Origin of the sequence: Kocuria sp. SL71 (genome assembly GCF_026672465.1) — a bacterium.
Classification (GTDB): Bacteria; Actinomycetota; Actinomycetes; order Actinomycetales; family Micrococcaceae; genus Kocuria; species Kocuria palustris.
The window spans coordinates 2,370,866-2,394,258 of the sequence record NZ_JAPPRE010000001.1; the positions used below are offsets into that span (position 1 = coordinate 2,370,866).

General features: G+C 71.0%; 21 protein-coding genes and 2 pseudogenes. 16 read left to right on the forward strand and 7 right to left on the reverse strand.

From position 1 onward, the window contains the following. Positions 1-25: 25 nt before the first annotated feature. The 8 genes from OVA15_RS10780 (at position 26) to OVA15_RS10815 (ending at position 6,397) form a co-directional block, all read left to right on the forward strand. A complete protein-coding gene (locus tag OVA15_RS10780; RefSeq protein ID WP_268144910.1) occupies positions 26-808 on the forward strand; it encodes a LamB/YcsF family protein in 783 nt (260 codons plus the stop codon). Continuing rightward, on the forward strand, positions 805-2,604 hold the full coding sequence (locus OVA15_RS10785; protein ID WP_268144912.1) for a carboxyltransferase domain-containing protein: 1,800 nt from the start codon (positions 805-807) through the stop codon (positions 2,602-2,604). The genes OVA15_RS10780 and OVA15_RS10785 overlap by 4 nt, the downstream gene beginning before the upstream one ends. 10 nt (positions 2,605-2,614) lie before the next feature. Further along, positions 2,615-4,360 (forward strand): acetyl/propionyl/methylcrotonyl-CoA carboxylase subunit alpha, encoded by a 1,746-nt coding sequence (locus OVA15_RS10790; RefSeq protein WP_268144914.1) that lies wholly within the window; start codon positions 2,615-2,617, stop codon positions 4,358-4,360. 40 nt (positions 4,361-4,400) lie between these two features. Continuing rightward, a complete protein-coding gene (locus OVA15_RS10795; protein ID WP_137802457.1) occupies positions 4,401-5,171 on the forward strand; it encodes a GntR family transcriptional regulator in 771 nt (256 codons plus the stop codon). Further along, entirely contained in the window at positions 5,168-5,260 is a 93-nt protein-coding gene (locus OVA15_RS10800; RefSeq protein ID WP_197017333.1) for a hypothetical protein, read from the forward strand. Before OVA15_RS10795 ends, OVA15_RS10800 begins: the two co-directional genes overlap by 4 nt. Positions 5,261-5,326: 66 nt before the next feature. Then, positions 5,327-5,581, forward strand: coding sequence for a type II toxin-antitoxin system Phd/YefM family antitoxin (locus OVA15_RS10805; RefSeq protein ID WP_442786735.1), 255 nt, complete (start codon positions 5,327-5,329; stop codon positions 5,579-5,581). Then, positions 5,496-5,723 carry a Txe/YoeB family addiction module toxin gene (locus OVA15_RS10810; RefSeq protein ID WP_268144921.1) on the forward strand — a complete coding sequence of 76 codons (228 nt, stop codon included), beginning with the start codon at positions 5,496-5,498 and terminating at the stop codon, positions 5,721-5,723. The genes OVA15_RS10805 and OVA15_RS10810 overlap by 86 nt, the downstream gene beginning before the upstream one ends. Before the next feature lie 131 nt (positions 5,724-5,854). Then, positions 5,855-6,397 (forward strand): phospholipase A2, encoded by a 543-nt coding sequence (locus tag OVA15_RS10815; protein ID WP_053446646.1) that lies wholly within the window; start codon positions 5,855-5,857, stop codon positions 6,395-6,397. A 48-nt stretch (positions 6,398-6,445) separates the two neighbouring features. Here OVA15_RS10815 and OVA15_RS10820 read toward each other — a convergent pair whose 3' ends face one another. Beyond that, the gene (locus tag OVA15_RS10820; RefSeq protein WP_006215357.1) at positions 6,446-7,195 is read right to left on the reverse strand and encodes a hypothetical protein; all 750 of its coding nucleotides are present in this window, start codon (positions 7,193-7,195) and stop codon (positions 6,446-6,448) included. A gap of 104 nt (positions 7,196-7,299) precedes the next feature. Here OVA15_RS10820 and OVA15_RS10825 point away from each other — a divergent pair, with 104 nt between their 5' ends. The 3 genes from OVA15_RS10825 (at position 7,300) to OVA15_RS10835 (ending at position 10,415) form a co-directional block, all read left to right on the forward strand. Beyond that, positions 7,300-8,406: a GmrSD restriction endonuclease domain-containing protein gene (locus tag OVA15_RS10825; RefSeq protein ID WP_326493289.1), complete on the forward strand. Its 1,107-nt coding sequence runs from the start codon at positions 7,300-7,302 to the stop codon at positions 8,404-8,406. A gap of 161 nt (positions 8,407-8,567) precedes the next feature. Beyond that, complete coding sequence (locus OVA15_RS10830) at positions 8,568-9,863, forward strand: MFS transporter (RefSeq protein ID WP_268144925.1); 1,296 nt, start codon at positions 8,568-8,570, stop codon at positions 9,861-9,863. 132 nt (positions 9,864-9,995) lie between these two features. Then, complete coding sequence (locus OVA15_RS10835) at positions 9,996-10,415, forward strand: organic hydroperoxide resistance protein (RefSeq protein WP_040561313.1); 420 nt, start codon at positions 9,996-9,998, stop codon at positions 10,413-10,415. 9 nt (positions 10,416-10,424) lie between these two features. Here the strand turns inward: OVA15_RS10835 and OVA15_RS10840 are convergent, their stop codons facing one another. Both OVA15_RS10840 and OVA15_RS10845 read right to left on the reverse strand, forming a co-directional pair. Next, entirely contained in the window at positions 10,425-11,219 is a 795-nt protein-coding gene (locus tag OVA15_RS10840; RefSeq protein ID WP_006215361.1) for a putative hydro-lyase, read from the reverse strand. A 49-nt stretch (positions 11,220-11,268) separates the two neighbouring features. Further along, positions 11,269-12,459: an NRAMP family divalent metal transporter gene (locus tag OVA15_RS10845; RefSeq protein WP_053448147.1), complete on the reverse strand. Its 1,191-nt coding sequence runs from the start codon at positions 12,457-12,459 to the stop codon at positions 11,269-11,271. A 322-nt stretch (positions 12,460-12,781) separates the two neighbouring features. Here OVA15_RS10845 and OVA15_RS10850 point away from each other — a divergent pair, with 322 nt between their 5' ends. The 3 genes from OVA15_RS10850 (at position 12,782) to OVA15_RS10860 (ending at position 16,403) form a co-directional block, all read left to right on the forward strand. Next, complete coding sequence (locus OVA15_RS10850; protein WP_268144928.1) at positions 12,782-14,590, forward strand: AMP-dependent synthetase/ligase; 1,809 nt, start codon at positions 12,782-12,784, stop codon at positions 14,588-14,590. A gap of 86 nt (positions 14,591-14,676) precedes the next feature. Further along, complete coding sequence (locus OVA15_RS10855; protein ID WP_024289451.1) at positions 14,677-15,657, forward strand: LLM class flavin-dependent oxidoreductase; 981 nt, start codon at positions 14,677-14,679, stop codon at positions 15,655-15,657. 419 nt (positions 15,658-16,076) lie between these two features. Further along, positions 16,077-16,403 (forward strand): DoxX family protein, encoded by a 327-nt coding sequence (locus OVA15_RS10860; protein ID WP_053448148.1) that lies wholly within the window; start codon positions 16,077-16,079, stop codon positions 16,401-16,403. A 630-nt stretch (positions 16,404-17,033) separates the two neighbouring features. Here the strand turns inward: OVA15_RS10860 and OVA15_RS10865 are convergent. Both OVA15_RS10865 and OVA15_RS10870 read right to left on the reverse strand, forming a co-directional pair. Then, positions 17,034-17,297: pseudogene (locus OVA15_RS10865) on the reverse strand (BCCT family transporter); the annotation flags it as partial. An 85-nt stretch (positions 17,298-17,382) separates the two neighbouring features. Next, positions 17,383-18,561: pseudogene (locus OVA15_RS10870) on the reverse strand (BCCT family transporter); the annotation flags it as partial. 196 nt (positions 18,562-18,757) lie between these two features. Between OVA15_RS10870 and OVA15_RS10875 the strand changes: the two are divergent. Next, a complete protein-coding gene (locus tag OVA15_RS10875; protein WP_268144932.1) occupies positions 18,758-20,107 on the forward strand; it encodes a sensor histidine kinase in 1,350 nt (449 codons plus the stop codon). Beyond that, entirely contained in the window at positions 20,095-20,835 is a 741-nt protein-coding gene (locus OVA15_RS10880) for a response regulator (protein WP_268144934.1), read from the forward strand. The genes OVA15_RS10875 and OVA15_RS10880 overlap by 13 nt, the downstream gene beginning before the upstream one ends. Positions 20,836-20,956: 121 nt before the next feature. Here OVA15_RS10880 and OVA15_RS10885 read toward each other — a convergent pair whose 3' ends face one another. Together OVA15_RS10885 and OVA15_RS10890 are read right to left on the reverse strand one after the other, a co-directional pair. Continuing rightward, the gene (locus tag OVA15_RS10885; RefSeq protein ID WP_268144936.1) at positions 20,957-21,265 is read right to left on the reverse strand and encodes a 4a-hydroxytetrahydrobiopterin dehydratase; all 309 of its coding nucleotides are present in this window, start codon (positions 21,263-21,265) and stop codon (positions 20,957-20,959) included. A gap of 1,141 nt (positions 21,266-22,406) precedes the next feature. Further along, the gene (locus OVA15_RS10890; protein WP_268144938.1) at positions 22,407-23,357 is read right to left on the reverse strand and encodes a VOC family protein; all 951 of its coding nucleotides are present in this window, start codon (positions 23,355-23,357) and stop codon (positions 22,407-22,409) included. Positions 23,358-23,393 lie beyond the last annotated feature (36 nt).

Sequence of the window (23,393 nt, forward strand, 5' to 3'; positions counted from 1 at the left end):
AACCACAGCAAGGAGGCCGACTTCCATGAGCGCCATCACTTCCGGGCAGCCCCGGATCGATCTCAACGCCGACTGCGGGGAGTCGCTGACCTCCTGGTCCATGCCGGACGGAGCCGAGATCCTCGAGGTCGTCTCCAGCGCCAACGTGGCCTGCGGCTTCCACGCAGGCGATCCGTCGGTCGCCCGCGAGACCTGCCGCATCGCCTCGCAGCGCGGGGCGGCCATCGGCGCCCACGTCAGCTACGACGACCTCAAAGGCTTCGGGCGCCGCTTCATCGATGTGGTGCCCTCGGAGCTCACGGATCAGGTGATCTACCAGATCGGCGCCCTGCAGGCCTGCGCCCGCTCGGTGGGCGCGCAGGTCGGCTACGTGAAGCCCCACGGCGCGCTCTACAACACGATCGGCCACCACGAGGCCCATGCCGGAGCCGTCGTGCGGGCGCTCGCGGAGCTCGGCGACGAGCTGCCGATCCTGGTCCTGCCCGACTCCGAGATCGAGCGCCAGGCCGCAGCCGCCGGCATCCCCACGGTGCGCGAGGCCTTCGCCGACCGCGCCTACACGCCGGAGGGCCGTCTGGTCTCACGCCGCGAGGAGGGCTCGGTGCTGCACGATCCGGCCGAGATCTCCGCCCGCGTGGTCCAGATGGCCACCCAGCGCACGGTCACCGCGATCGACGGCTCCACCATCTCCGTGGATGCCGAATCGATCTGCGTCCACGGCGACACCCCCGGAGCTCTCGAGATCGCCCGGCAGGTCTCGGCGGCGCTGTCCGAGGCCGGCGTCGAGCAGCGGTCGTTCCTCTCGTGAGCGAGTCCCGCGCGTCGTCCGAGGTGCCGCAGCGGCGGCTCCTGCCGGTCGCCGATCACTCGCTGCTCATCGAGTGCGCCGACCTGGCCGACGCCGTGGCTGTGCATGCCGCGCTGTCCGAGCAGGGTTTCCGCGGGGTGGGCGGCGCCTCGACCGTGCTGATCCGCACGAGCGACCGTCCTGCGCTGGAGGCCGCGCTCGCACGCATCCCCCGGGGCTCACTGGCGGATCAGCCGGGCCGGGAGATCGCGCTGGACGTCGTCTACGACGGCGAGGACCTTCACGAGCTGGCCGAATCCCTGGGCGTCTCTGCCGACGGGCTGATCGAGTGGCACACTGCCGAGCCCTGGATCGCGGCGTTCGCCGGCTTCGCTCCGGGCTTCCTCTACTGCGCTCGAGAGCTGGAGTCCGTGGATGGCCTCCAGCTGCCCGATGCCTTGCGCGGCACGCCCGAGATCCCGCGCCGCAGCTCGCCTCGCACCGCCGTGCCCGCCGGCTCGGTGGCGCTGGCCGGGCAGTTCTCGGCGGTCTACCCGCGCAGCTCCCCGGGCGGCTGGCAGCTGCTGGGGCGCACGACGACACCCATGGTCGATCTGAACCAGGATCCGCCGGCGCTGCTGGCCCCGGGCGACCGCCTGACGTACCGGGCGGTGCGCGAGGCCGTGGAGGTCCAGGCCCCCGCGCAGCCCGAGCAGGCGGAGGCCGATCCCGGGCATCACCTGGTGGTCGAGACCGCCGGACTGCAGGCGCTGATCCAGGACCGCGGCCGGCCGGGTCGGGCCGACGTGGGGATCTCCTCCTCCGGCGCGCTCGATCGCTCCGCCGCCGACCGAGCCGCCCGGCTGGTCGGCAATATGCCGGGCACGGCATGCCTGGAGAGCGTGCTCGGTGGTCTGAGCCTGCGGGCCGCGGGCGATCAGGTCCTCGCCGTGACCGGCGCTGCTGTGGAGCTGGAGGTCGTCCCTGCGCCGACGCCGGACACGGAGCCGACGGACGCGGCGCCATCGGAGGAGCAGGCGCCCGTCGCGACGGACTCGGCCGATGTGCCTGAGACCGAGCAGACTGAGCCGGACGAGCGTGCCGAGCAGTCGACGAAGGCTCCGAGGGTCGACTCGGGCTGGCGTCCTCGCGCCGGCCTGCCCTTCGCGCTGAAAGACGGCCAGACGCTGCGCGTGGGAGCTCCCTCGGACGGGCTGCGCGTGTATGTGGCTGTGCGCGGCGGCATCGACGTCCCCGCGGTCATCGACAGCCGTGCGACCGACACTCTCGCAGGGCTCGGCCCCGCGGCGCTGTCCGACGGCGACCGCCTGGCCGTGGGCCGCGATCCCGGCACCGCCGTGGACTGGCCGCTCGAGGTCGCCGGCGCGCCCGTCGCCGAGAAGACCTCGCCGAGCGGGCCGCTCGAGATCCGCGTGGTCCTGGGACCGCGCGCCGACTGGTTCACCACCGAGGCGCTGAGCTCCTTCCAGCAGCAGGAGTGGACCGTCTCGGCGGCCTCCGACCGCGTGGGCGCCCGGCTGGAGGGGCAGGAGCTGGCGCGCAGCATCGAGCGCGAGCTGCCCAGCGAGGGCACCGTGCCCGGCAGCATCCAGGTCCCGGCCTCCGGGCTGCCCGTCGTGTTCCTGAGGGACCACCCCGTGACCGGCGGCTATCCGGTCATCGCCTGCGTGCTCGAGGCCGACCTAGACCTCATGGCCCAGGCGGCCCCCGGGAGGACGGTGCGCTTCGTCGCCGTCGAGCCCGGATCCACCGCAACCACTGACTCCGTCGCAGCGCCTGCTGCCGAGAACCACTGAGGAGACCATCGTGCAGAAGGTCCTGATCGCCAACCGCGGCGAGATCGCCGTGCGCATCATCCACGCCTGCGCCGAGGCCGGCCTGAGCTCGGTGGCCGTCTACGCCGACCCCGACGCCGACGCTCCGCACGTCCACCTGGCCGACGAGGCCTACGCGCTCGAGGGCACCAGCCCGACCGAGACCTACCTGGATCAGGAGGCGATCCTGGCGATCGCCCAGCGCGCCGGTGCAGACGCCGTCCACCCCGGCTACGGGTTCCTGTCCGAGAACGCCTCGTTCGCCCGCGGAGTCATCGACGCCGGCCTGACCTGGATCGGACCGAAGCCCGAGACCATCGAGAAGCTCGGCGACAAGGTCCAGGCTCGCGACATCGCCCGCACCGTGGGGGCCCCGCTGGTGCCGGGCACCGACGGCCCGGTGGCCTCGGGTGCTGAGGCCACCGCCTTCGCCGAGGAGCACGGGCTGCCCGTGATCATCAAGGCCGCTCACGGCGGCGGCGGGCGCGGCATGCGCGTGGTCCGCGAGCTCTCCGAGGTCGAGGACGCCTTCGCTTCGGCCGCCCGCGAGGCCCAGAGCGCGTTTGGGCGCCCCGAGTGCTTCGTGGAGCGCTTCCTGGACGAGCCGCGCCACGTCGAGGCTCAGGTGGTCTGCGACTCCCACGGCGGCGTGGCCGTGCTCGGCACGCGCGACTGCTCGCTGCAGCGCCGCCACCAGAAGCTCGTGGAGGAGGCCCCGGCGCCGTTCCTGAGCGACGAGCAGCGCGAGCGGATCCACACCGCCGCCGCCGAGATATGCCGCGAGGCCGGTTACGTGGGGGTGGGCACCGCCGAGTTCCTGGTGGGCCGCGACGGGCTGATCTCCTTCCTGGAGGTCAACACGCGCCTGCAGGTCGAGCATCCGATCACCGAGGAGGTCTACGGCGCCGACCTGGTCCAGTTGCAGCTGCTCGTGGCCGACGGCGGGCACCTGCCCGAGGGTTTGGGCGCCCAGCCGCAGGGCCACGCCTTCGAGTTCCGCATCAACGCGGAGGACCCGGGCCGCGGCTTCCTGCCCGGCGGCGGGCGCATCGAGGCGATCGACGCCCCCACCGGCCCCGGCATCCGCCTGGACTCCGGCGTGCGCGCCGGTCAAGAGGTCGCCACGACCTTCGACTCGATGCTGCTCAAGCTGATCGTGCACGGCGCGGATCGGCAGGCCGCGCTGCGGCGGGCCCGTCGTGCCCTGGCCGAGATCCGCATCCACGGCGTGGCCACCACAGTCCCGTTCCACCGCGCGGCGGTCGAGGCCCACGAGTTCGCCGCCGAGACCGCTGAGGACTTCACGGTCCACACGGCCTGGATCGAGAACGAGTTCGTCGAGCGGCTCAGCGCCGACGACGGCTACGCGGCCGACTACCTGCGCGCCGCCGAGCTGGGGCGCTCGCGGTTCAGTGTGGACATCGACGGCCGCCGGGTGATGCTGGGCGTGCCCAAGGCGCTGGCCGCAGCGCTCGAGTCCGGTGGGCAGGCGTCGTCGGCGGGCTCTGCGGAGACCGACGACGACGGCGCGATCAAGGCCGGTGTGGGCGGCACGGTCCTGAAGTGGCTCGTGGAGGAGGGTGCGCAGGTCCAGGCCGGCGACGACCTGCTCGTGCTCGAGGTCATGAAGACCGAGTCGAAGGTCGCTGCGCCGTGCGCTGGCACCCTGTCCGAGCGGGGCGCGGCCGAGGGCGATGCCGTGACGGCCGGTCAGGTGCTCGGACGCATCACGTCATGACACGGGAGGTCATCCTGGCGCCGACTGGCACGATGAGCTCATGACCATCGAGAGCAAGGCGCCGCTGCCCGACATGACCGTGCTCGCGCCGGTGCGCGATGCGGTGGACGCGGAGCACGAGGGTCGGGGCGCGGTCGCGCGCGGAGCCGAGGTGCTGCGCCGCGGCGTGGTCACGGGCCTCCTGCGACCGGGCGCCCGCCTGCCCGAGGAACGGCTGGCGGCGGTCCTGGGCATCTCCCGCAACTCCCTGCGCGCAGCCTTCGACGAGATCGAGCAGGAGCACCTGGTCGAGCGCGAGCGCCATCGCGGCATCCGCGTATGCCTTCCGGATGAGGCCACGGTCCATCAGCTCTACCGCGCCCGGCTGGCCCTCGAGGGGGCGGCTCTGCGCTGGCCGGAGGCGGGGACTCGTCATCGTGCGGTCGAGCAGATGAGCGCCGCCGTGGAGACCGGCCGCTGGGCCCGCAACGCCGGGCAGGTGGCCGCCATGGCCGAGGCCAACGACGCCTTCCACCGGGCCGTCGTCTCGCTGTCCGGCTCGCTCCGCCAGCTCGAGCTCATGAAGCGGGTGCAGTCCGAGCTGCGCCTGCTCTTCCACACGCTCGATGACACTCCGGCGTTCCACCAGCCGTGGGTCGAGCGCAATGCGGCGCTCGTGGACCTCGTGGCCCAGGAGCGCGATGCCGAGGCGACCGACCGGATCGGGGCATACCTGCGGGACTCCCGGGGCATGATCCTGGAGCTGTGGGGCCGCTCTTCCTGCAGCCGGCCATCACCGGCGAGCGGAAGGCCGTCTGGGTCCTGCTCGTGATCGCCCTGCCGCTGCTGGGCTCGTTGGGCTGGCTCTTCCTGGGGCGCCCCGGCGCCCGCCGCCAGCTCGCCGCCGTCGGACAGGGTTGAGGCACCCCTCGTCGGCGAGCCCCTCGGGCTGTACAAATTCTTGTACAGGGAGGTCGAATGAAGACGATGACCTATTCCGAATCGTGCCAGGGCTACGCCGAGGTGCTGGACTCTGTCGTGGATGACCGTGAGGGTGTCGTGATCACCCGCTCGGGTCGCGAGTCCGCCGTCATCCTCTCGCTGGAGGACTACGAGTCCTTGCGGGAGACGGCGTACCTCATGCGCTTGCCCGCCAATGCCCGGCGTCTCCTGGATGCCATACCGGAAGGTCCTCAAGCGCATCAACAGGCTTCTCGAGGACATCCAGCGCAACAGCAATGAAGGCATCGGCAAGCCCGAAGCGCTCAAGCACGACTTCGGCGGCTTCTGGTCGCGGCGGATCACCGATGAGCACCGACTGGTCTGCAAGGTCCTCGAGGATCGTGTGCTGATAGCCCAGTGCCGCTACCACAGCGGCCGCTGAGATGGGCCCGCGCGTGGTGAGCTGCGCTACAGTCTGAGACTGTATCCCCTAGTGGGAGCTCATAATCTCCCCCGAGGGGGCATGCCATGAAGACCGTTGCGCGCCGACCGATCACTCTTCTTGCGTCCGTGATGCTGCTGGCATCGACCGCGGCGGGAGCATCCGCGGCCACGGCGGCATCCACTGCGTCGCCGACGGGCGGGGACATCACCAAGAAGCAGTACGACGTCCTGCTGCGCAACTTCACGCCCCAGGAGATCGTCGAGCTCGACGCGATCTCGAGTCAGGCGGAGATCCAGGAGATCGTGCGGCTCACCGGAGGGTCATCATCCCTCCGCCTGGCTCAGACTTCCGCTATACCTCAGGCCTCCGCTGCTCCTCTGGCAGCGGCGACCGACGAGACCAACGGCTGCAGCTATTCACCGGATCAGTGGGGGCGCGCTGATTTCAAGCCCACCTGCGACGATCACGATCGGTGCTATTCGTCCACGAGCTTCGTCGATCGATTGGACTGCGACACGGTGTTCCTGTCCGGGCTCACGGCGTCCTGCACCCGGGCCTACCCCACCGAGACGATCCGCCGCAACGCGTGCCTCGGGGTGGCCGATGTCTACTACTACGCGGTGCGAAATGCGGGCGGAGCCTTCTACGAGGGGCAGGGGCTGAACAACTAGTCGGCCGAGTCAGGGTGAAGTCCGCGGCGTGCCAGCCGTTCACGCAGGTCACAGCACCGCGATCTTCTGCCAGACCTTGCGGGCCATGTCGGAGGTCAGGGTCTCCAGGCCCTCCACGCCGTCGATGATCTCCCCGTCCGTCGTGTCCTCGGCGAACAGGGCAGCGGTCTTGCCCACGAGCGAGAGCATCTCCGTGCAGTAGTCCAGGTAGTGGCGCAGCTGCTCGCGGCTGAGATCCAGGCCGCCGTCGGCGCGCGAGCCCCGCTCCAGGCGCTCGGGGACCTTGGTCAGCTGATGCATGTCGATCACGTGGGCCAGGGAGCGCAGGCGGTGCAGCAGCCGCATCACGCGCGCCCGCTCCATCCGCTCCGGCACGGCGATCAGGAAGAACACCGCCAGGCCCGCGAACACCGCGTTGTTGATGACGGTCTCCAGCAGCGGCAGGAAGTCGATCGGGCTGATGGCTTCCGGATCGGCCCAGATGTCGGCCGCGGCCAGCGCGATCGTCAGTGTCACGAACACGACGATGAGCGCGACCAGCAGCCGCGACATGAAGCGGGCGAACCGGATGCGACGGCGGCTGATGCCGCCCTCGGAGCCGACCTCGTCCACGAGCGCCGCGAGCTCGCCGCATACCTCCCACAGCCCGCGATCCGGGAAGCGGGAGCGGATGCGCTGCTGGAGCGCGCGCGTGGAATCGCGCACCGCCTCGTGCTTGAGGCTCTGGTACCGGCTGCCGTCGGGAGGGCTGTCGTCGTGGTCGTCGGGCCGCTCGGCCAGCTCATCGAGGTAGGACACCAGGAGAGGGTAGGGCACGCAGCGGCCCGCGCGGCGCCGTCGTCGGCAGGGTGCCGATCAGTAGGCTGTGGGGCTTCCCCGCGACCCCCGACGACGAGGCTGATGTGACCCCTGCGCGCTCCCGGATGACGACCCCCGCCAAGATCGGCATCGGCTGCGGCGGCTGCCTGGGCCTGCTGGTCCTCGCCTTCGTGGCTCTGGTGGTCATCGCGCTGATCGTCGGCCCGTCCTCCGAGGAGGCCGAAGATCCGCGGCCGGGCTCCTCGGCGTCGTCTGCACCGCAGGCGCCGGAGGCCCCGTCATCGGAGGCGCAGGAGCCTGGCGGGGCCGAGTCGTCCGAGGCAGCAGAGGCACCCGAGGCGGTCGAGACGTCGGCGCAAGCCTCGGAGCCCGAGAGCTCGCCCGCGCCCGTCGACGACAGCGCCGCCTCCGACTCCGCTGAGGCCCTGACCGTGCTGGAGACCCTCGACATCAAGGGCCGCGCGCCGAAGACCGGCTATGGCCGCGATCTCTTCGGTCCCACCTGGCACGACGTCGACGGCAACGGGTGCAGCACCCGCAATGACATCCTGGCCCGCGACCTTACGGGCATCGAGCGCGAGGACGGCTGCTCCGTGTCCTCCGGTCTGCTGCAGGACCCCTACACGGACACCGCGATCGACTTCACCGCGGGAATGGACACCTCCACCGAGGTGCAGATCGATCACGTGGTGGCGCTGTCCGATGCCTGGCAGAAGGGCGCCCAGCAGCTGAGCGAGCAGCAGCGGCTGGTCTTCGCCAACGACCCGCTGAACCTCCTGGCCGTCGACGGTCCGACCAACCAGTCCAAGGGCGACGGCGACGCCGCGACCTGGCTGCCGCCGAACCGCTCCTACTGGTGCCCCTACGTGGCGCGGCAGGTCGATGTGAAGGCCAAGTACGACCTGTGGGTCACCCAGCCCGAGCACGACCGGATGGCGGAGGTGCTGCGGGACTGCGAGGGGGAGTCGTCGTCCGACTCCGGTTCGGGCTCGGACCAGAGCTCGACGCGGGCGCCCGCCGAGAGCGCCCCGCAGCCCGCCCAGGAACCTGCCCCGGCACCCGCTGCACCGGGCGCAGCCTTCGCGAACTGCTCCGAGGCCCGGGCCGCCGGTGCCGCGCCCCTGTACCGCGGCATGCCCGGCTATGCGCCGCGCATGGATGGCGACGGCGACGGGGTCGCCTGCGAGTGACCGGGGTCGCGGCCGTGTGACGCTTCTCGCGGGTCGGATGGCCCCGGAGGCCTGGCAGGCAGAGCGAGCCGAGGTCTAGCGTTGAGGGTTCTGCCGCGAGCGTGAGGCCTCCGCCGCGGTGATGCAGTTCTTCATCGATCCATCATCCCGGGAGGTGTCCTGTGACCGCTGTGCATGAGACCCAGGGCGGCGCCGTGCTGTCGCCGACGCGCCGCCGCATCGCGCTGATGGCCCTGGCCCTCGGAGGCTTCGGCATCGGCTCCGCCGAGTTCGTCTCCATGGGGCTGCTCCCGCAGATCGCCCAGGGGCTGCTGCCCGAGATGATGGCCGCGGACCCGGAGCAGGGCGTGGCCCGCGCCGGATGGGCCATCACCGCCTACGCGCTGGGCGTGGTGGTCGGCGCCCCGCTGCTGTCCCTGCTGGCCGTGCGCCTGAGCCGCACCCGCCTGATCGTAGTGTTCGCGGGACTGCTGTGCGTGTCCACCCTGGCCTCCGGGCTGATGCCGAGCTTCGAGCTGACGCTGCTGGCCCGCTTCATCGCAGGGCTGCCGCACGGCGCCTACCTGGGGGTGGCCTCGCTGCTGGCGGCCTCCCTCATGGGCCCCGGTTCGCAGGGCAAGGGCGCAGCCGTCGCCCTGTCCGGGCTGACCGTGGCCAATCTGGTGGGCGTGCCCATGCTCACGGCTCTGGGGCAGGCGGCCGGATGGCGCGCGGCCTTCCTGACGATCGCCGCGGTCTTCGCGCTGACCGCCGTCCTGGTGGCCACCACGATCCCGTCCCAGCCCGCCCCGCAGGGCCGACGGATCCAGGACGAGCTGCGCGCCTTCTCCCGGGTCCAGCTGTGGGTGGTCATGCTGATCGCCGCGGTGGGGTTCGCCGGGTCGTTCGCCGTGTTCAGCTACATCGCGGACATCGGCCAGCAGGTCGCCGGCATGAGCGCCGGATTCATCCCCGTGCTGCTGACGGTGGCCGGATTGGGCATGACCATCGGCAACGCGATCGGCGGCTTCACGACGGACCGCTCCCTGGACAGGACGCTTCTGGTGGCCTTCCCGCTCTACATCGCGGCCATGGTGCTGATGGTCTCCGTGGTGACGGACCCGGTCGGGCTGAGCATCGCGTTCTTCCTCACCAACATGGGCCACGCGACGCTGGGCCCGTCCATGCAGACCTGGCTCATGCGCATCGCCGGCCCCTCCGAGATGCTGGGCGCCTCGCTGCACCACGCGGCGTTCAACGTGGCGAACGCGCTGGGCGCGCTGCTGGGCGGCATGGTGATCTCCGCGGGCCTCGGCCTGGCGGCCCCCACAGTGGTCGGGCTGGTCGTGGCGAGCCTGGGCTTCACGATGTTGCTGGGCAGCTTCGCCCTGCTGCGCCTGCGCTCGCGGCGCTTCCGCCGCGAGCTCGACACCGCGCAGGTCCCGGTGCAGTCCCCCGAGGCCGCCTCGGCCCGCTGAGCTCGCCCGGCCCGTCCTGGCCGCGCGGCTCGCAGGTGCTCGCGCAGCCGATGCACCCCCGTCTTGACGGGCGTCCTACGATGAGATCACCGCGTGCCGGAGACGCCGGTCGCGGATCGCGAGGAGGATGACATGGATCCCCTGTACACCACCGAGGCACTCGCCACCGGAGCAGGACGCGACGGCAGCGTGACCGTCCCCGACGGAGGCCTGGAATTCGATCTGGCTTCGCCCCGGGCCATGGGGGGCAGCGGCGACGGGAACAACCCGGAGCAGCTCTTCGCCGCGGGCTACGCGGCCTGCTTCCACTCCGCACTGCAGCTCACCGCCAGGCAGCGCGGCAAGGACCTGGGCGACTCCTCCGTGGGCGCCAAGGTCTCCATCGGCAAGGAGGGCGAGGGGTTCGGCCTGGCGGTCGAGCTCGAGGTCGTCATCCCGGGCATGCCGCACGACGAGGCGCAGGAGCTGGCCGATGCGGCGCATCAGGTCTGCCCGTACTCCAATGCCACGCGCGGCAACATTCCGGTGGAGGTCACGGTCTCGGACGACTGATCCGCGGCCTCACGGCACCTGGTACGACGCGTTCGGGGCATCTGTGATGAGCATGTGCCCCGGCGCGTGGCCGATCGCGAAGGGGACGCCGCTGGCCGCGATCGCCGCCTGGGGCGTGACGCCGCAGGCCCAGAAGACCGGCAGCCATCCGTCGGGGATCTCCACGGCGTCGCCGTAGTCCGGACGGGAGAGGTCCTCGATGCCGATCGCGGCCGGATCGTCCACGTGCAGGGGCGCACCGTGCACGGCCGGGTAGCGCGAGGTGATGCGCACGGCGTCGGCGACCATGGATCCGGGCAGCGGCCGCATGGAGACCACGGTGGGCCCGTGCAGCCGGCCCGCGGAGCCGGCCGGGATCGACGTCCGGTACATCGGCACGTTCACGCCCTGGTCCTGATGCGCCAGCGGCAGCCCGGCCTCCAGCAGCGCGGCCTCGAACGTGAAGCTGCACCCGATCAGGAAGGCCACCAGGTCATCGCGCCACAGCTCGGTGACGTCGGCGGGGGAGCCCACGAGCTCGCCGTCGCGGTGGACGGTGTAGCGCGGGATGTCGGTGCGGATGTCACCGCCGGGCAGCAGGTCGCTGCTGAGCTGACCGGCCTCGAGCACGCCCAGCAGCGGGCAGGACTTGGGGTTGCGGTGGGCGAAGAGCAGGACGTCGTACGCCCAGTCCTGCGGCACCGCGATGAGATTGGCCTGGGCGAAGCCGTCCGACCACCCGGAGGTGGGGACGGCCCGCCCGGCGCGGAACAGCTCCCGAGCGGCGGCAGGGCTCAGCTGGGAGACGGGGGTGTCGTCGTTCATCGGAGCTCCTGCCGTCGCGCGGGTCATGGTCTTCAGGATGCCAGAGGCGTCACGCCCAGAGGGCCGCGATGCCGGACAGGGACTTCCAGCCGAGGATGTAGGTCAGGATCAGCACCAGGGCGCCGATGATGGCCAGCCACTTGGGGTAGCTGTAGCCGTGCAGCAGGTCCCGGCGGAACCAGGCCACGATCATGATCACCGTGAAGCCGATCGGCAGGATCAGCCCGTTCACGGCACCGGCCACGATCAGCAGGGTCGACGGCGCCTGGCCGAGCAGCAGGAAGATGATGGCCGAGAATACGATGAACGCGACCGTGAGGATGTTGCGGGTGCCGGCCTTGGTCTTGTCCGAGGTGAGGAACGAGACCGAGGTGTAGGCCGCGCCGATCACCGAGGACACGGCGGCCGCCCAGAGGATGAGGCCGAACAGGCGCAGGCCCACGGCACCGGCGGCCTGCTCGAAGGCCTGGGCCGCGAGGTTGTCGCCGATCAGCTCCGCGCCGCCCGCCACGACGCCCAGGATCGCCAGGAACAGCAGGAAGCGCATGATGCCCGTGATGATGATGCCGATCACGGAGGAGCTGGAGATCCGCGTGGCGTTCTCCGGTCCGGTGATCCCGGAGTCGACCATGCGGTGCGCGCCGGCGTAGGTGATATAGCCGCCGATGGTGCCGCCGATCAGGGTGACGATCACGACGTAGCTGATCTGCTCGGGAAGGACCATGTTCTTCATGGCCTCGCCCACGGGCGGGTCCGAGACGACGGCCACGTAGCCGGTCACCAGGATCATCACGACGCCCAGGCCGATCACGATCTTGTCCAGGGCCATGCCGGCCTTCTTGGACAGGAACACGGCGATCGCCAGCACGGCGGTGATGAGCCCGCCCCACTTGGCGTCCAGGCCGGTCATCGCGTTGATGCCCAGGCCGCCGCCTGCGGTGTTGCCGATGTTGAACACCAGGCCGCCCAGCGCCACGAGCGCGGCGACGAGCCAGCCGACGCCGGGCAGGACCGCATTGCCGAGCTGCTGGGCCTTGAGCCCGGAGACGCCGATGACGCGCCACACGTTCAGCTGCACGGCGATGTCCACCAGGATCGAGACCAGGATCGCGAAGGCGAAGGCCGCGCCCATCTGGACGGTGAAGTTGGCGGTCTGGGTGATGAAGCCCGGTCCGATGGCGCTGGTGGCCATCAGGAAGAGGGCGCCCAGGATGGCCTGACGGGACGAACTCGAGACCATGCCGGGGGCGGCCTTGGGGGTCTGCGCGTCGGTGGAGCCGGCGTCCTGCACGGGAGCCTGCTCGGGGTGGTGCTGGGTCATGGTCTGCCTCGAGACGATCAGCGGGGCGGCGTGGTGCGGCCCCAGGTTGTGCGCGCCGGGGGTGCGGTTCACCGTCGGCGTGGAGCCCTTCGCAGAGGGGAGTCCGGGTCAGTGGAGGACACAGTACAGATTGTTCAACAAATTGACGAGATCTGCACCACATCCGGGTTGATCTCCTTTTTGTGACCTGTCTCACGGTCGCCTACCGTAGAGTCACTGACCCCTATCACCAGGAGCCCCCGTGCGCGAGATCAGCATTCCGCCTGCTGTAGAGACCCCCCGAGACACGAACGTGACGGAGCTGCTCCTGCGCAATGTGCGCAAGCCCTCCGATCCGGCGATCTACTCCCACCGCGTGGGTGAGCAGTGGATCGACCTGCGGGCCAGCGAGGTGGTGGAGCAGGTCACCGCCCTGGCCAAGGGACTGGTGGCCGCCGGCATTGAGCCGGGGGACCGTGTGGGGCTCATGTCGCGCAACCGCCTGGAGTGGAGCCTCATCGACTTCGCGATCTGGTTCGCCGGTGCGGTCTCCGTGCCGGTGTACGAGTCGTCGGCGCCGTCGCAGCTGCACTGGAACCTGGCGGACTCGGGCGCCACGGCGCTCGTCGTCGAGACCCCGGAGCACAAGGCCGTGTTCGAGCGGGCAGCCCAGGACAAGGACCTCTCTGCCGTGCACAGCGTGTGGTGCTTCGACGAGGGCGCGCTCGATCACCTGCGCGAGGGAGGCAAGGACGTCCCGGACGAGGAGATCGAGCGCCGCCGCGATCTCGCCGGCCTCGACGATCTCGCCACGATCATCTACACCTCCGGCACCACCGGGAAGCCCAAGGGCTGCGAGATCACCCACGGGAACTTCGTGGAACTCGCGGACGCTGCCAGGCTGTCGATCCCCGAGGTGGTGCAGGAGGGGCGTCGCACGGTCATGTTCCTCCCGCTGGCCCACGTGTTCGCCCGCTACGTCTCGATCCTCACGGTGGCCGGCGGCTGCACCATGGCCTACACCGCGGACATGAAGAACCTGCTGCCGGACCTGCAGAGCTTCCACCCGGACTTCCTGCTCGTCGTCCCGCGCGTGTTCGAGAAGGTGTACAACTCCGCCCAGCAGAAGGCGGAGGCCGGCGGCCGCGGGAAGATCTTCGACCGCGCCGCGGCCGTCTCGATCGCCTGGTCGCGCGCCGAGCAGGCCGGGAAGGTGCCGCTCGGGCTGAAGATCCAGCACGCGATCTTCGACCGCCTGGTCTACGCCAAGCTGCGCGAGGCCATGGGAGGGAAGGTCACGCACGCGGTCTCCGGCGGCGGCCCGCTGGGCGAGCGCCTGGCGCACTTCTTCCACGGCGTCGGCCTGATGGTGCTCGAGGGCTACGGCCTCACCGAGACCACCGCGCCGCAGACCGTGAACACCCCGACCGCGCTGCGCATCGGCAGCGTCGGGCGTCCCCTGCCGGGCAACGCGGTGCGGATCACGGACATGGGCGAGGTCCAGGCCAAGGGCATCGCCGTGATGCGCGGCTACTGGAACAGCCCGGAGAAGACCGAGGAGGCCTTCGAGGACGGCTGGTTCCGCACCGGCGACCTGGGCGAGCTCGACGACGACGGCTACCTGCGCATCACCGGGCGCATCAAGGAGCTGATCGTGACCGCCGGCGGCAAGAACGTGAGCCCGGTGGTCCTGGAGGACCAGATCCGTGCGCACACGCTGGTCTCGCAGTGCATCGCCGTGGGCGACAACCGCCCGTTCATCGCCGCGCTGATCACCCTGGACGAGGAGGCGCTGCCCGGCTGGCTGGAGGCCCACGGGCTGGATCCGGAGATGACCCTTGACGACGCCCGCCAGAACGACCAGGTGCGCGCGGCGATCGCCGAGTCCATCGACAAGGCCAACCAGGCGGTCTCGCGCGCCGAGCAGATCAAGGAGCACCGGATCCTGTCCTCGGACTTCTCGGAGAACGACGGCACCCTCACCCCGTCGCTGAAGCTCAAGCGTGCCCAGGTGCTGCGGACCTACGAGGACGTCGTGAACGAGATCTACGGCGGCCCGCGCAAGGACTGAGCGGACGGGGCGGGGAATCAAGCGGGCCCGGGATCCGCTGTACGGGTCAGAGACCTAAGCACCTGCGATCCCGAAAGGCCCGCGCCATGCCCCTTCCTCTGTCCGTCCTCGACTTCGCCTCCGTCCGCAGCGGAAAGACCGTGGGGGAGGCCTTCCAGGAGTCCGTCGAGCTCGCACAGGCCGCCGAGCGGCTGGGCTACGAGCGCGTCTGGTACACCGAGCACCACAACATGAGCTCGATCGCCTCGGCTGCCCCGGCCGTGCTGATCGCGCACATCGCCGCTCAGACCGAGTCGATCCGGCTCGGCTCGGGCGGCGTCATGCTGCCCAACCACGCTCCGCTGATCATCGCGGAGCAGTTCGGCACCCTCGCCGAGCTGCACCCCGGGCGCATCGATCTGGGCCTGGGCCGCGCGCCCGGCACCGATCAGGCCGCCGTGCGCGCCATGCGCCGCGACCCCCGTGCCGCCGAGGAGTTCCCGCAGGACGTCAAGGAGCTGCAGGCCTTCCTGCGCGACGAGTCCGTGGTCCCCGGCCTGCGCGCCGTCCCCGGCGCCGGCACGAACGTGCCGCTCTACATCCTGGGCTCGTCGATGTTCGGCGCCACCCTGGCCGCCGCCTACGGCCTGCCGTACTCGTTCGCCTCGCACTTCGCCCCGGAGGCCCTCGAGCAGGCCACGCAGGCCTACCGCGCGCAGTTCCAGCCCTCCGAGGTGCTCGATGAGCCGTACGTGATCGCCGCGGTCAACGTCGTGGGTCGCGACGACCCGGACGACGCGGCGCAGGAGCTCGAGTGGTACCGCCGCTCCCGCGTGCGCCAGATGGCCGGACGCGGCCGGGAGCTCTCCGAGGAGGAGCTCGACCTGGTCATGCACTCCCCGGCCGGGCAGCAGATCCTCAACATGATCCGCTACACGGCCGTGGGCGACGGCGCCCAGGTCAAGCAGTACGTGGAGGACTTCGCGGCCCGCGCCAGCGCCGACGAGATCATGGTCGCTCCGGTGGGCTCCACCTCCGAGGGTGCCATCGACTCCCTGCGCGTGCTGCGCGAGGCCTGGGGCCGTTGAGGCAGCCTTCACCCCGATCCAGGAATCGACCGGAAGGGCAGCAGCCATGCCCCGTCTCGTCTACGTCACCTTCTCCTCCGACGCGGCCCCTTCGGAGCCGAGGGCGCTGAGGCCTATGCCGAGGCGCCGGTCTCGCACGGCAGGGGATGCCTGTCAGCGGAGCCGCTGAGCGGCCGGATCGACGGCGGCCGCCGTGCGGGGCCAGAATGGCAAGCATGATGAGTTCTCTGCGGCCCCGTCAGATCCGTGCCGAGCGCCGGCGCCAGCTCGCCCGGCATCGACGCACCATGCGCAGGCTTCGCAGGTCGGGAGCCGGGAGCTCCGCGACCTCGGCTCTCACTGCGTCGACCACTGCGGTGACGACCTTCCCCAGGGCGGCGGGGAGGTCGCCCGACGCGCTGGGTCGCCGCCAGGCGCGCATGTATGCCGTGACCGGCATGCTGCATCTGGCGGTCCCCGGCGTCTACCAGAGCATCATCCCGGAGGCGCTGCCCGGGACGCCTCGCCAGTGGGCTGTGTGGTCGGGCGTCGCCGAGCTCGGTGTGGCCGGGTTGCTGGCTATACCTCGGACCCGTCGGCTGGGCGGTGCGGCGTCGGCCGCGCTCCTCGTGGGCGTGTGGCCGGGCAACATCAAGATGGCCGTGGACTGGCGGGACAAGCCGTGGCCGGCTCAGGCCGTCGCGATCGGGCGCGTCCCGCTGCAGATCCCGCTCATCCGCTCGGCGGTCGCCATCGCCCGCGGCTGAAGCGGTGCGGGCGTCGTCGAGCGTCAACTGGAACGCCGAGGGGACGTAGCTGACCCCGTACGCGCTGAGGGGACCCGTCCGACGCCTTCCTGCACCTGGAAGGGTGTCAGTTGCGTCCCCTCGGCGACGAAAGCGTCCGATGGGTCCCCTCGACGATGAATGCCGCGGCGCAGGGCGACCAGACGGCGTCGTCGTGCGGGATGCGCTCGCTCAGCGCCTCCAGGGGGCCTTGCCGCGGGCGGGCTCGTCGGCCCGGGGCTCCGCCTCGGTGCCGGACGGGGCCTCGGAGCCGGACTCACCGGCAGCCTCCACGGACGACATCTCGCCTGTCGCCTCGTCGGCCCAGCGGTCCTTCTCATAGTCGTACTCCGCCGGCTCGCCGTTCTCGTCGGTGCGGCGGTACCACTCGGTGTACTCGGGGGAGGTCGAGTCGAAGTCGCGTCCGGCGGAGGACCCCTCGGTCTCGTGCTTGACGGCCAGGGCGAAGTCGTCGCCGTGCTCGGACATGCCCGTGCGCATGGCGTCGTCGATCGCCACCCGCGCGTACTGGACGCGCAGCATCATGGGGTCGGTCGACAGCAGCCGGAAGAACGCCGGCATGATGCACAGCAGGATCACGGCGAAGGGCAGGGCCGCCACCGTGACGAGGTCCTGCAGCCCCTGCAGGGCATCGGCCCCGCCCACGACCAGCATCACGGCGGCCACGCCGGCCAGGGCCAGCGCCCAGAAGGCGACGACCGGCTTGGTCGGCTCGGGGTTGCCGCGCTGGGACATCGAGGCCATGACCACAGAGGCCGAGTCGGCCGAGGTGATGAAGAAGACCGCCAGCAGGATCATCACGGCCACCGAGCTGATCTGGGACATCGGCAGGGCGTCGAGCATCTGGAAGAGCATGTCCTCCGGGGGAGGCCGCTCCGGCGATGTCGCTGCCCGAGCGCTGCAGCCAGATGGCGGTGCCGCCGAAGATCGAGAAGGCGAGCACGCAGATGGCGGTGGGGGCCAGCAGCACCACGGTCACGTACTGGCGCAGGGTGCGCCCGCGCGAGATCTGTGCGACGAACGCGCCCACGAACGGCGCCCACGAGACCCACCAGGCCCAGTAGAACAGGGTCCAGTAGCGCATGAACTCCTCGGCGTCGGGGCCCTTGGAGGCGGACATCGAGAGCATGTCGAACATCTCGCCGAAGTACGTGGCCACCACGGAGGGGATGAAGTTCAGCAGGAAGACCGTGGGGCCGACCACGAACAGGAAGAACGCCACGGCGGCGGCCAGGACCATGTTGACGTTCGACAGCAGCCGGATGCCCTTGGCGATGCCGGAGACGGCCGAGATCAGGAAGCACGCGGTGAGCACGGCGATGATCCCGATCAGCACGGCGTTGGACACCGGGCCGATGCCCACCACGACCTCCACGCCGCGGCCGATCTGCAGGGTGCCCAGCCCGAGCGAGGCGGCCGTGGCGAACAGGATGCCGATCACGGCGAAGGCGTCGATCAGCCGCCCCCAGACGCTGCCCGGCGCCCGCTGGCCGAAGATCGCCGAGATCAGCAGGGGACGGCCGCGGCGGTAGGCGGCGTAGCCCATGGCCGCGCCGACCATGGCGTAGATCGCCCAGGCCTGCAGACCCCAGTGAAAGATCGTCTGCGCCATCGCCGAGTGCATGGCCTGCAGCGACTCGGGCTCAGCACGCCCCGGCGGCGGGGTCATGTAGTACGTCACAGGCTCGTAGGCGCCGAAGAAGATCAGGCCCACGCCCATGCCCGCCGCGAAGAGCATCGCGATCCAGGAGCGCATGGAGTAGGCCGGCTGCTCGCCGTCCTTGCCGAGCGGGATGCGCCCGAAGCGGGAGAAGCCCACGAACAGCAGGAACAGCAGGACGACGGCCGCCAGGGTCGTGAAGATCCAGCCGCCGTAGGTGACGGTGAAGCTCAGGGCGCTGGTCGAGGCGGAGGTGAGGCTCTCGGTGGACAGCGCGCCCCAGAGGATGAAGGCGACGATGAGGCCGCCGGCCACCCCGAAGGTGATCTTGTCGGTGCGGTAGCGCACCCGCTGCTCGTCGACGGCCACGCCGGGGACGAGCCCCGGGTGAGTGCCGTGGGGGTACTCGGCGTCGCCGGAATCGGGAGCCTGCTCGGAAGCCGGGCTGGAGGAGGGCATAGGGAAGCTCGAGTTTCGGTGGAGGGAGGGGCCCGAGAGGGCCGGTGAGCGCTCCACGGTATACCGACGGGCTCAGGCTCCCGGTGTGATGCCGCTCGCTGGGGCCGTGGGCGGCGGGATCTCGTCGGATGGGATGAGGGCCCGTTCATGCTTCCGGACGGCGACGCGGCCGCGGCGCGCTCCTACGCTGAGAGCCATGTCCGCCACCACGTCCCAGACCGCCGCCCCGTGGGCTGCGTCGGCGCCGGAGCCGCCCCGTCAGCCCCGGAGTCCGCGCAGGCTGCAGCGCCCGTGGTTCACCGCGATCCTCACGCTGCTCGCCTTCCTGCTCGGGCCGGTGGTCTGGGGGCTGATCCTGGTCGTGGTGCTGACCCAGGGCGATCCGCTGGACCCCTTGGACGTGTACGGCCCGGGCCGGCCCGTGGTCCTGCTCTCGGTCCTGGATGTGGTCCTGGGACTGATCGCGGTGGCACTGGTCCCCGTGGCGCTGCGGCACGGGTTCACCGATGCGCAGGCGCTCGAGGACGGCTCCGTGGATCCGGCGGAGCTGGTGGACCGGCCCGAGCCCCGCTCGGCGCTGATCGCCGCCCTGATCATCGGCGTGTGCGTGTCCCTCTCGGTCTCGGCGTGGCTTGCCTCGCTGTTCACCATGATCTCGATCTCCTCACGGGGACGTCGGTCGTGGGCGGGGCTGGTCTACGTCGTCACGGTGGCCGCGACCATCGTCGGGTACTTCATCCAAGACTCCGCCGAGGGGTGGTTCGAAGGCCTGCTGGTGTGCGGGGTCTCGGCCGTGATGCTCCTGGTGCCTGTGCTGATCGGCATGTACCGGTGGTCCCGCCGCCGCCGGATCCGGGCCCTGCAGGCCGAGGCGCTGACGGCCCGACGGGAGGCGGCCGCCCTGGTGCGCGAGGAGCACGCCCGCGCGGAGCAGTCCCGGGCGCAGGAGCGCACCCGGATCGCTCGGGAGATGCACGACACCCTCTCCCACCGCCTGGCCCTGATCAGCACGTACGCCGGTGCGCTGGACTACCGCGAGGACCTTGACCGCGACACCGTCCGCTCGACCGCTCGACTGGTGCAGCAGACGGCCGCGACGGCGTCGGCCGAGCTGCGCACCGTGCTCGACATCCTGCGCGACGACCCCGGGGACACCCGGCCCGAGCCCGATCTGCGGCAGCTGCCCGAGCTGCTGGCGGAGTTCCGCGCGGCAGGCGCCCGGGTCGAGATGGTCGGCCGGGAGGTCGTCGACGCCGAGGCCGTGCCCGACACTGCGGCGCGCACGCTCTACCGGATCCTGCAGGAGGCGCTGACCAACGCGGTCAAGCACGCGCCCGGTGCGCCGGTGACCGTCCGCTGGTCTCGTCGCGCCGGGGCGGTGTCCCTGACGGTGAGCAATCCGCTGGTCGCCGACGCGCATCCGGAGCCCAGCGGCTTCGGCCTGGTGGGACTCGACGAGCGCGCTCGCGGTCTGGGTGGCACGATCAGCACTGAGCGCACCGAGACCATGTTCCGATTGGAGGCGTGCATCCCATGCCGCAGCTAGACTGCGATCCCGTCCGCATCCTGCTGGTCGACGACGAGTCCCTCATGCGTGCCGGACTGAAGCTGCTGCTCGACGGCGCCGAGAACCTCCAGGTCGTGGGCGAGGCCGCCGACGGCGCGGGGGCCGCCGAGCTCGCCGGTCAGCTGAGCCCGGACGTGGTCCTCATGGACATCCGCATGCCCCGTGTCGACGGGATCGAGGGATGTCGGCTCGTGCGCGCGCTGCCGCAGCCGCCCGAGGTCCTGATGCTCACGGCCTTCGACACCGACTCGTTCATCCTGGACGCCCTCGAGGCCGGGGCTCTGGGCTTCATGCTCAAGGACACCCCGCCGCGCCAGCTCGTGGAAGCCGTCCAGGAGACGTCCGCCGGCCGCTCCACGGTCTCCCCGCAGGTGCTCTCGCGGCTGATCGCCGTGGCCACGGCGCAGGGCAGGCGGCTCGGCACCCCTGAGGCGAGGCCGGGCTCCGTGTCCGTCTCGGACGGGGAGCAGTCCTCGTCACAGGGCTCTGCTCCCCGGCCCCAGGTCGGGTCCGGGCCGGGGCTGGACGTCCTGAGCGCCCGGGAGCGCGAGATCGCCGAGGCCGTGGCCCGGGGACTGACGAACTCGGAGATCGCCGAGGAGATGTTCCTGTCGATCACCACGGTCAAGACGCACGTGGCCAGCATCTTCGCCAAGCTCGAGGTCACCAACCGCGTGCAGGTGGCCATTCGCGTGCTGGGCGCCTGAGGCGGCCGGGGCCTGGGCGCGCAGGACTCTGGGACAGCGCAGGGCGCTGAGACGACGCAGGGACCCCGCCGGTGCGATCCGGCGGGGTCCCTGGTCCGCGTGGTGCTGCGGTCGCGCGCGCTCAGGCGGCGGAGACGCCGATCTGCTCGGCGAGCTCCGAGAGCCGCCGCGCCATGGTGACGTCCTTCTGGGTGATGGCCTCGACGTCGTGGCTGATCAGCGAGAGCTGCACGGAGGGGTAGGTCAGCAGGACGTCGGGGTGATGTCCGGCCTCCTCCGCGATCTCCGCCAGCGCGGTGACGAACTTGAGGCCGCTGAGGAAGTCGCCGGTGTCGAACGACGCGCGCAGCACGCCGTCCTCCACGCTCCAGTCGGCGAGCTGAGCCTCGGCGATCTCCTGGTCGGTGAGCTGTCCGGTGCTGTGATCCATGCTCCCAGCGTAGGACGGCGAGGAGCATTCGGGCAGGGGGCTGATGATCCGCGGCGAAGAGAGGCCCAGGACCCCTCCAGAAGGATGAGCGCCCGAAGTCGTCCCGGGGGCCGATGACCGGAGATGGTCGTCCTCAGTAGCTTCTGGAGCATGACGAGCGAGCAGCAGAACCAAGAGGGGGCTCAGGCCCCGCAGGACGTCGTGCAGCCTGCGCCGGGGCGGCCTCAGCCGGAGATCTGGCGCCTGCAGCACCCGCAGCTCGGGCCGTTCAGCGTGGCGGTGGGCAATCGCGCCCAGCTCACCGAGGTCGATCCGCAGTTCCGCAGCGACGACATGGAGGGCCCGCAGAAGGGCTGCGTGTTCTTCCGCGGGACCCGCGTGCTCGCACGGGCCTCGCAGCTCGGCTCGCATCGCGTGGCCGTGCACCCGGAGGACGACGACGCCCGCACCGGATCCTCCGACGAGCAGCCCGACCAGGCGCCGGCCACGGAGGCCAAGTCCCTGCTGCTCTCGTTCGCCGATCCCCGCATCGTGGTCAAGGCGGTCGGCGGCGGGACCCGGGTCGCCCACGTCCGCTTCAAGGACGGCAGCCAGGTGGCCGAGTTCGCACCGCCGGAAGGATCGTGGGCCGCACGTCGCCAGGCGGCCATGGAGGCCTCGCCCTGGAAGCGCGCGGTCTACCCGCTCATGGAGGGGCTGGGGCGAGCGGGGGCGGCGATCGCGGGCATCGTGCTGCTGCCGCTGATCCTCCGTCTGCTCGATCCGGTGTGGAGCTTCCTGGGCCGGCTGCTGCCCGATCTCGGCATCCCGTGGCAGCAGATCAGCCTGCCCCGCCTCCCCTGGCCGGAGATCGACCTCCCGTCGATCCCCTGGCCCAGCATCGAGCTGCCCGAGTGGGCTGGCTTCCTGCTGGAGTACTCCAAGGTGTGGGTGCCGCTGCTGATCGGCATCGCGGTGGCCGTGGGAGCGCTGCGCACAGCTCGGCGGACCCGGCGCACTCGCCAGGACTGGCAGGTCCGGCCGTCGTCACCTGCGACGTCCGCCGACGACCGGAGGCCGTCCTCCGGCGACGAGGCGGCGACGGAGGCCGACCGCCCTCTGCGCTGCCGGGCGCCGACGCCGCGTCAGCGCCGGCCGCGGATCAGGAGCCGTCGAGGGCCGAGCGCAGCGCTCGCAGCTCCAGGCACCAGCCGCCTGCCTGGTCGTCGTAGGTCGGCCGCAGCGCGGCATCGGAGGCCCCGCCGTCGCGGATGCCGGACTCCAGCATCCGGACCATGCACGAGACGTCGTCCAGGGGATCGACCAAGAACTGCGTGAGGGTGCGAGGATCGTCGGAGCCCTCGAAGCCCTCCCAGCGGTAGGCGATGAACTCACCGTCGAGCCTGTCCTCGACCGTGAGCGCGAAGGTGCCGTGCACGGGGTCGGTCACCGTGTGGCGGTCGCCGTCCGAGGTGATCTCGTGCTCGCGGATCCGGCCGTCGTTGACCCACCATCCCGGGCGCGAGATCAGCTCCCAGGCCTCGTGCGCCGGGGCAGAGATGCGCACCGCGCCCTCGATGTGGTTCGGCACCCGGCCCTGCTCCGGGACCGGTGCGGGCATCCGGTCCTGGTCCTCGGTGCGCAGCGCGATGCGGCGCAGCGTCTGCACATCCAGTCGGTGCATGGCGAGCATGGCCTGCGTGGAGCGCCGCGCGGCGACCGGGTCGCAGTCGGCCTGCAGCCGCATCATCTCCTGCGGGACGATCTGCCAGCTCATGCCGTAACGGTCCTTGCACCACCCGCACATGGACTCGCTGCCCTCTCGGGTCAGCTCCTCCCAGTACCGGTCGACCTCGGCCTGGTCATCGCACATCAGGGAGATGGAGACGGACTCGTCGAGCTGGAAGTGCGGTCCTCCGTTGACGGCGCCGTAGCGCTGGCCGCCGAGCTCGAACTGGACGTAGAGCACGGAGCCCTCGCCGTCGGTGAATGGGTTGCCTCCGTGGTCGTGGAACACCTCCAGGATCCGCGAGCCGGGGACCAGGGAGGTCCAGTACTCGGCGGCCTCGAGGGCCTGGGTGTCGAACCAGAGATCGGTCTGCACGGAGGGCATGGGGTCCTCGTTCCACGACGACGGGCGCGCACCGGC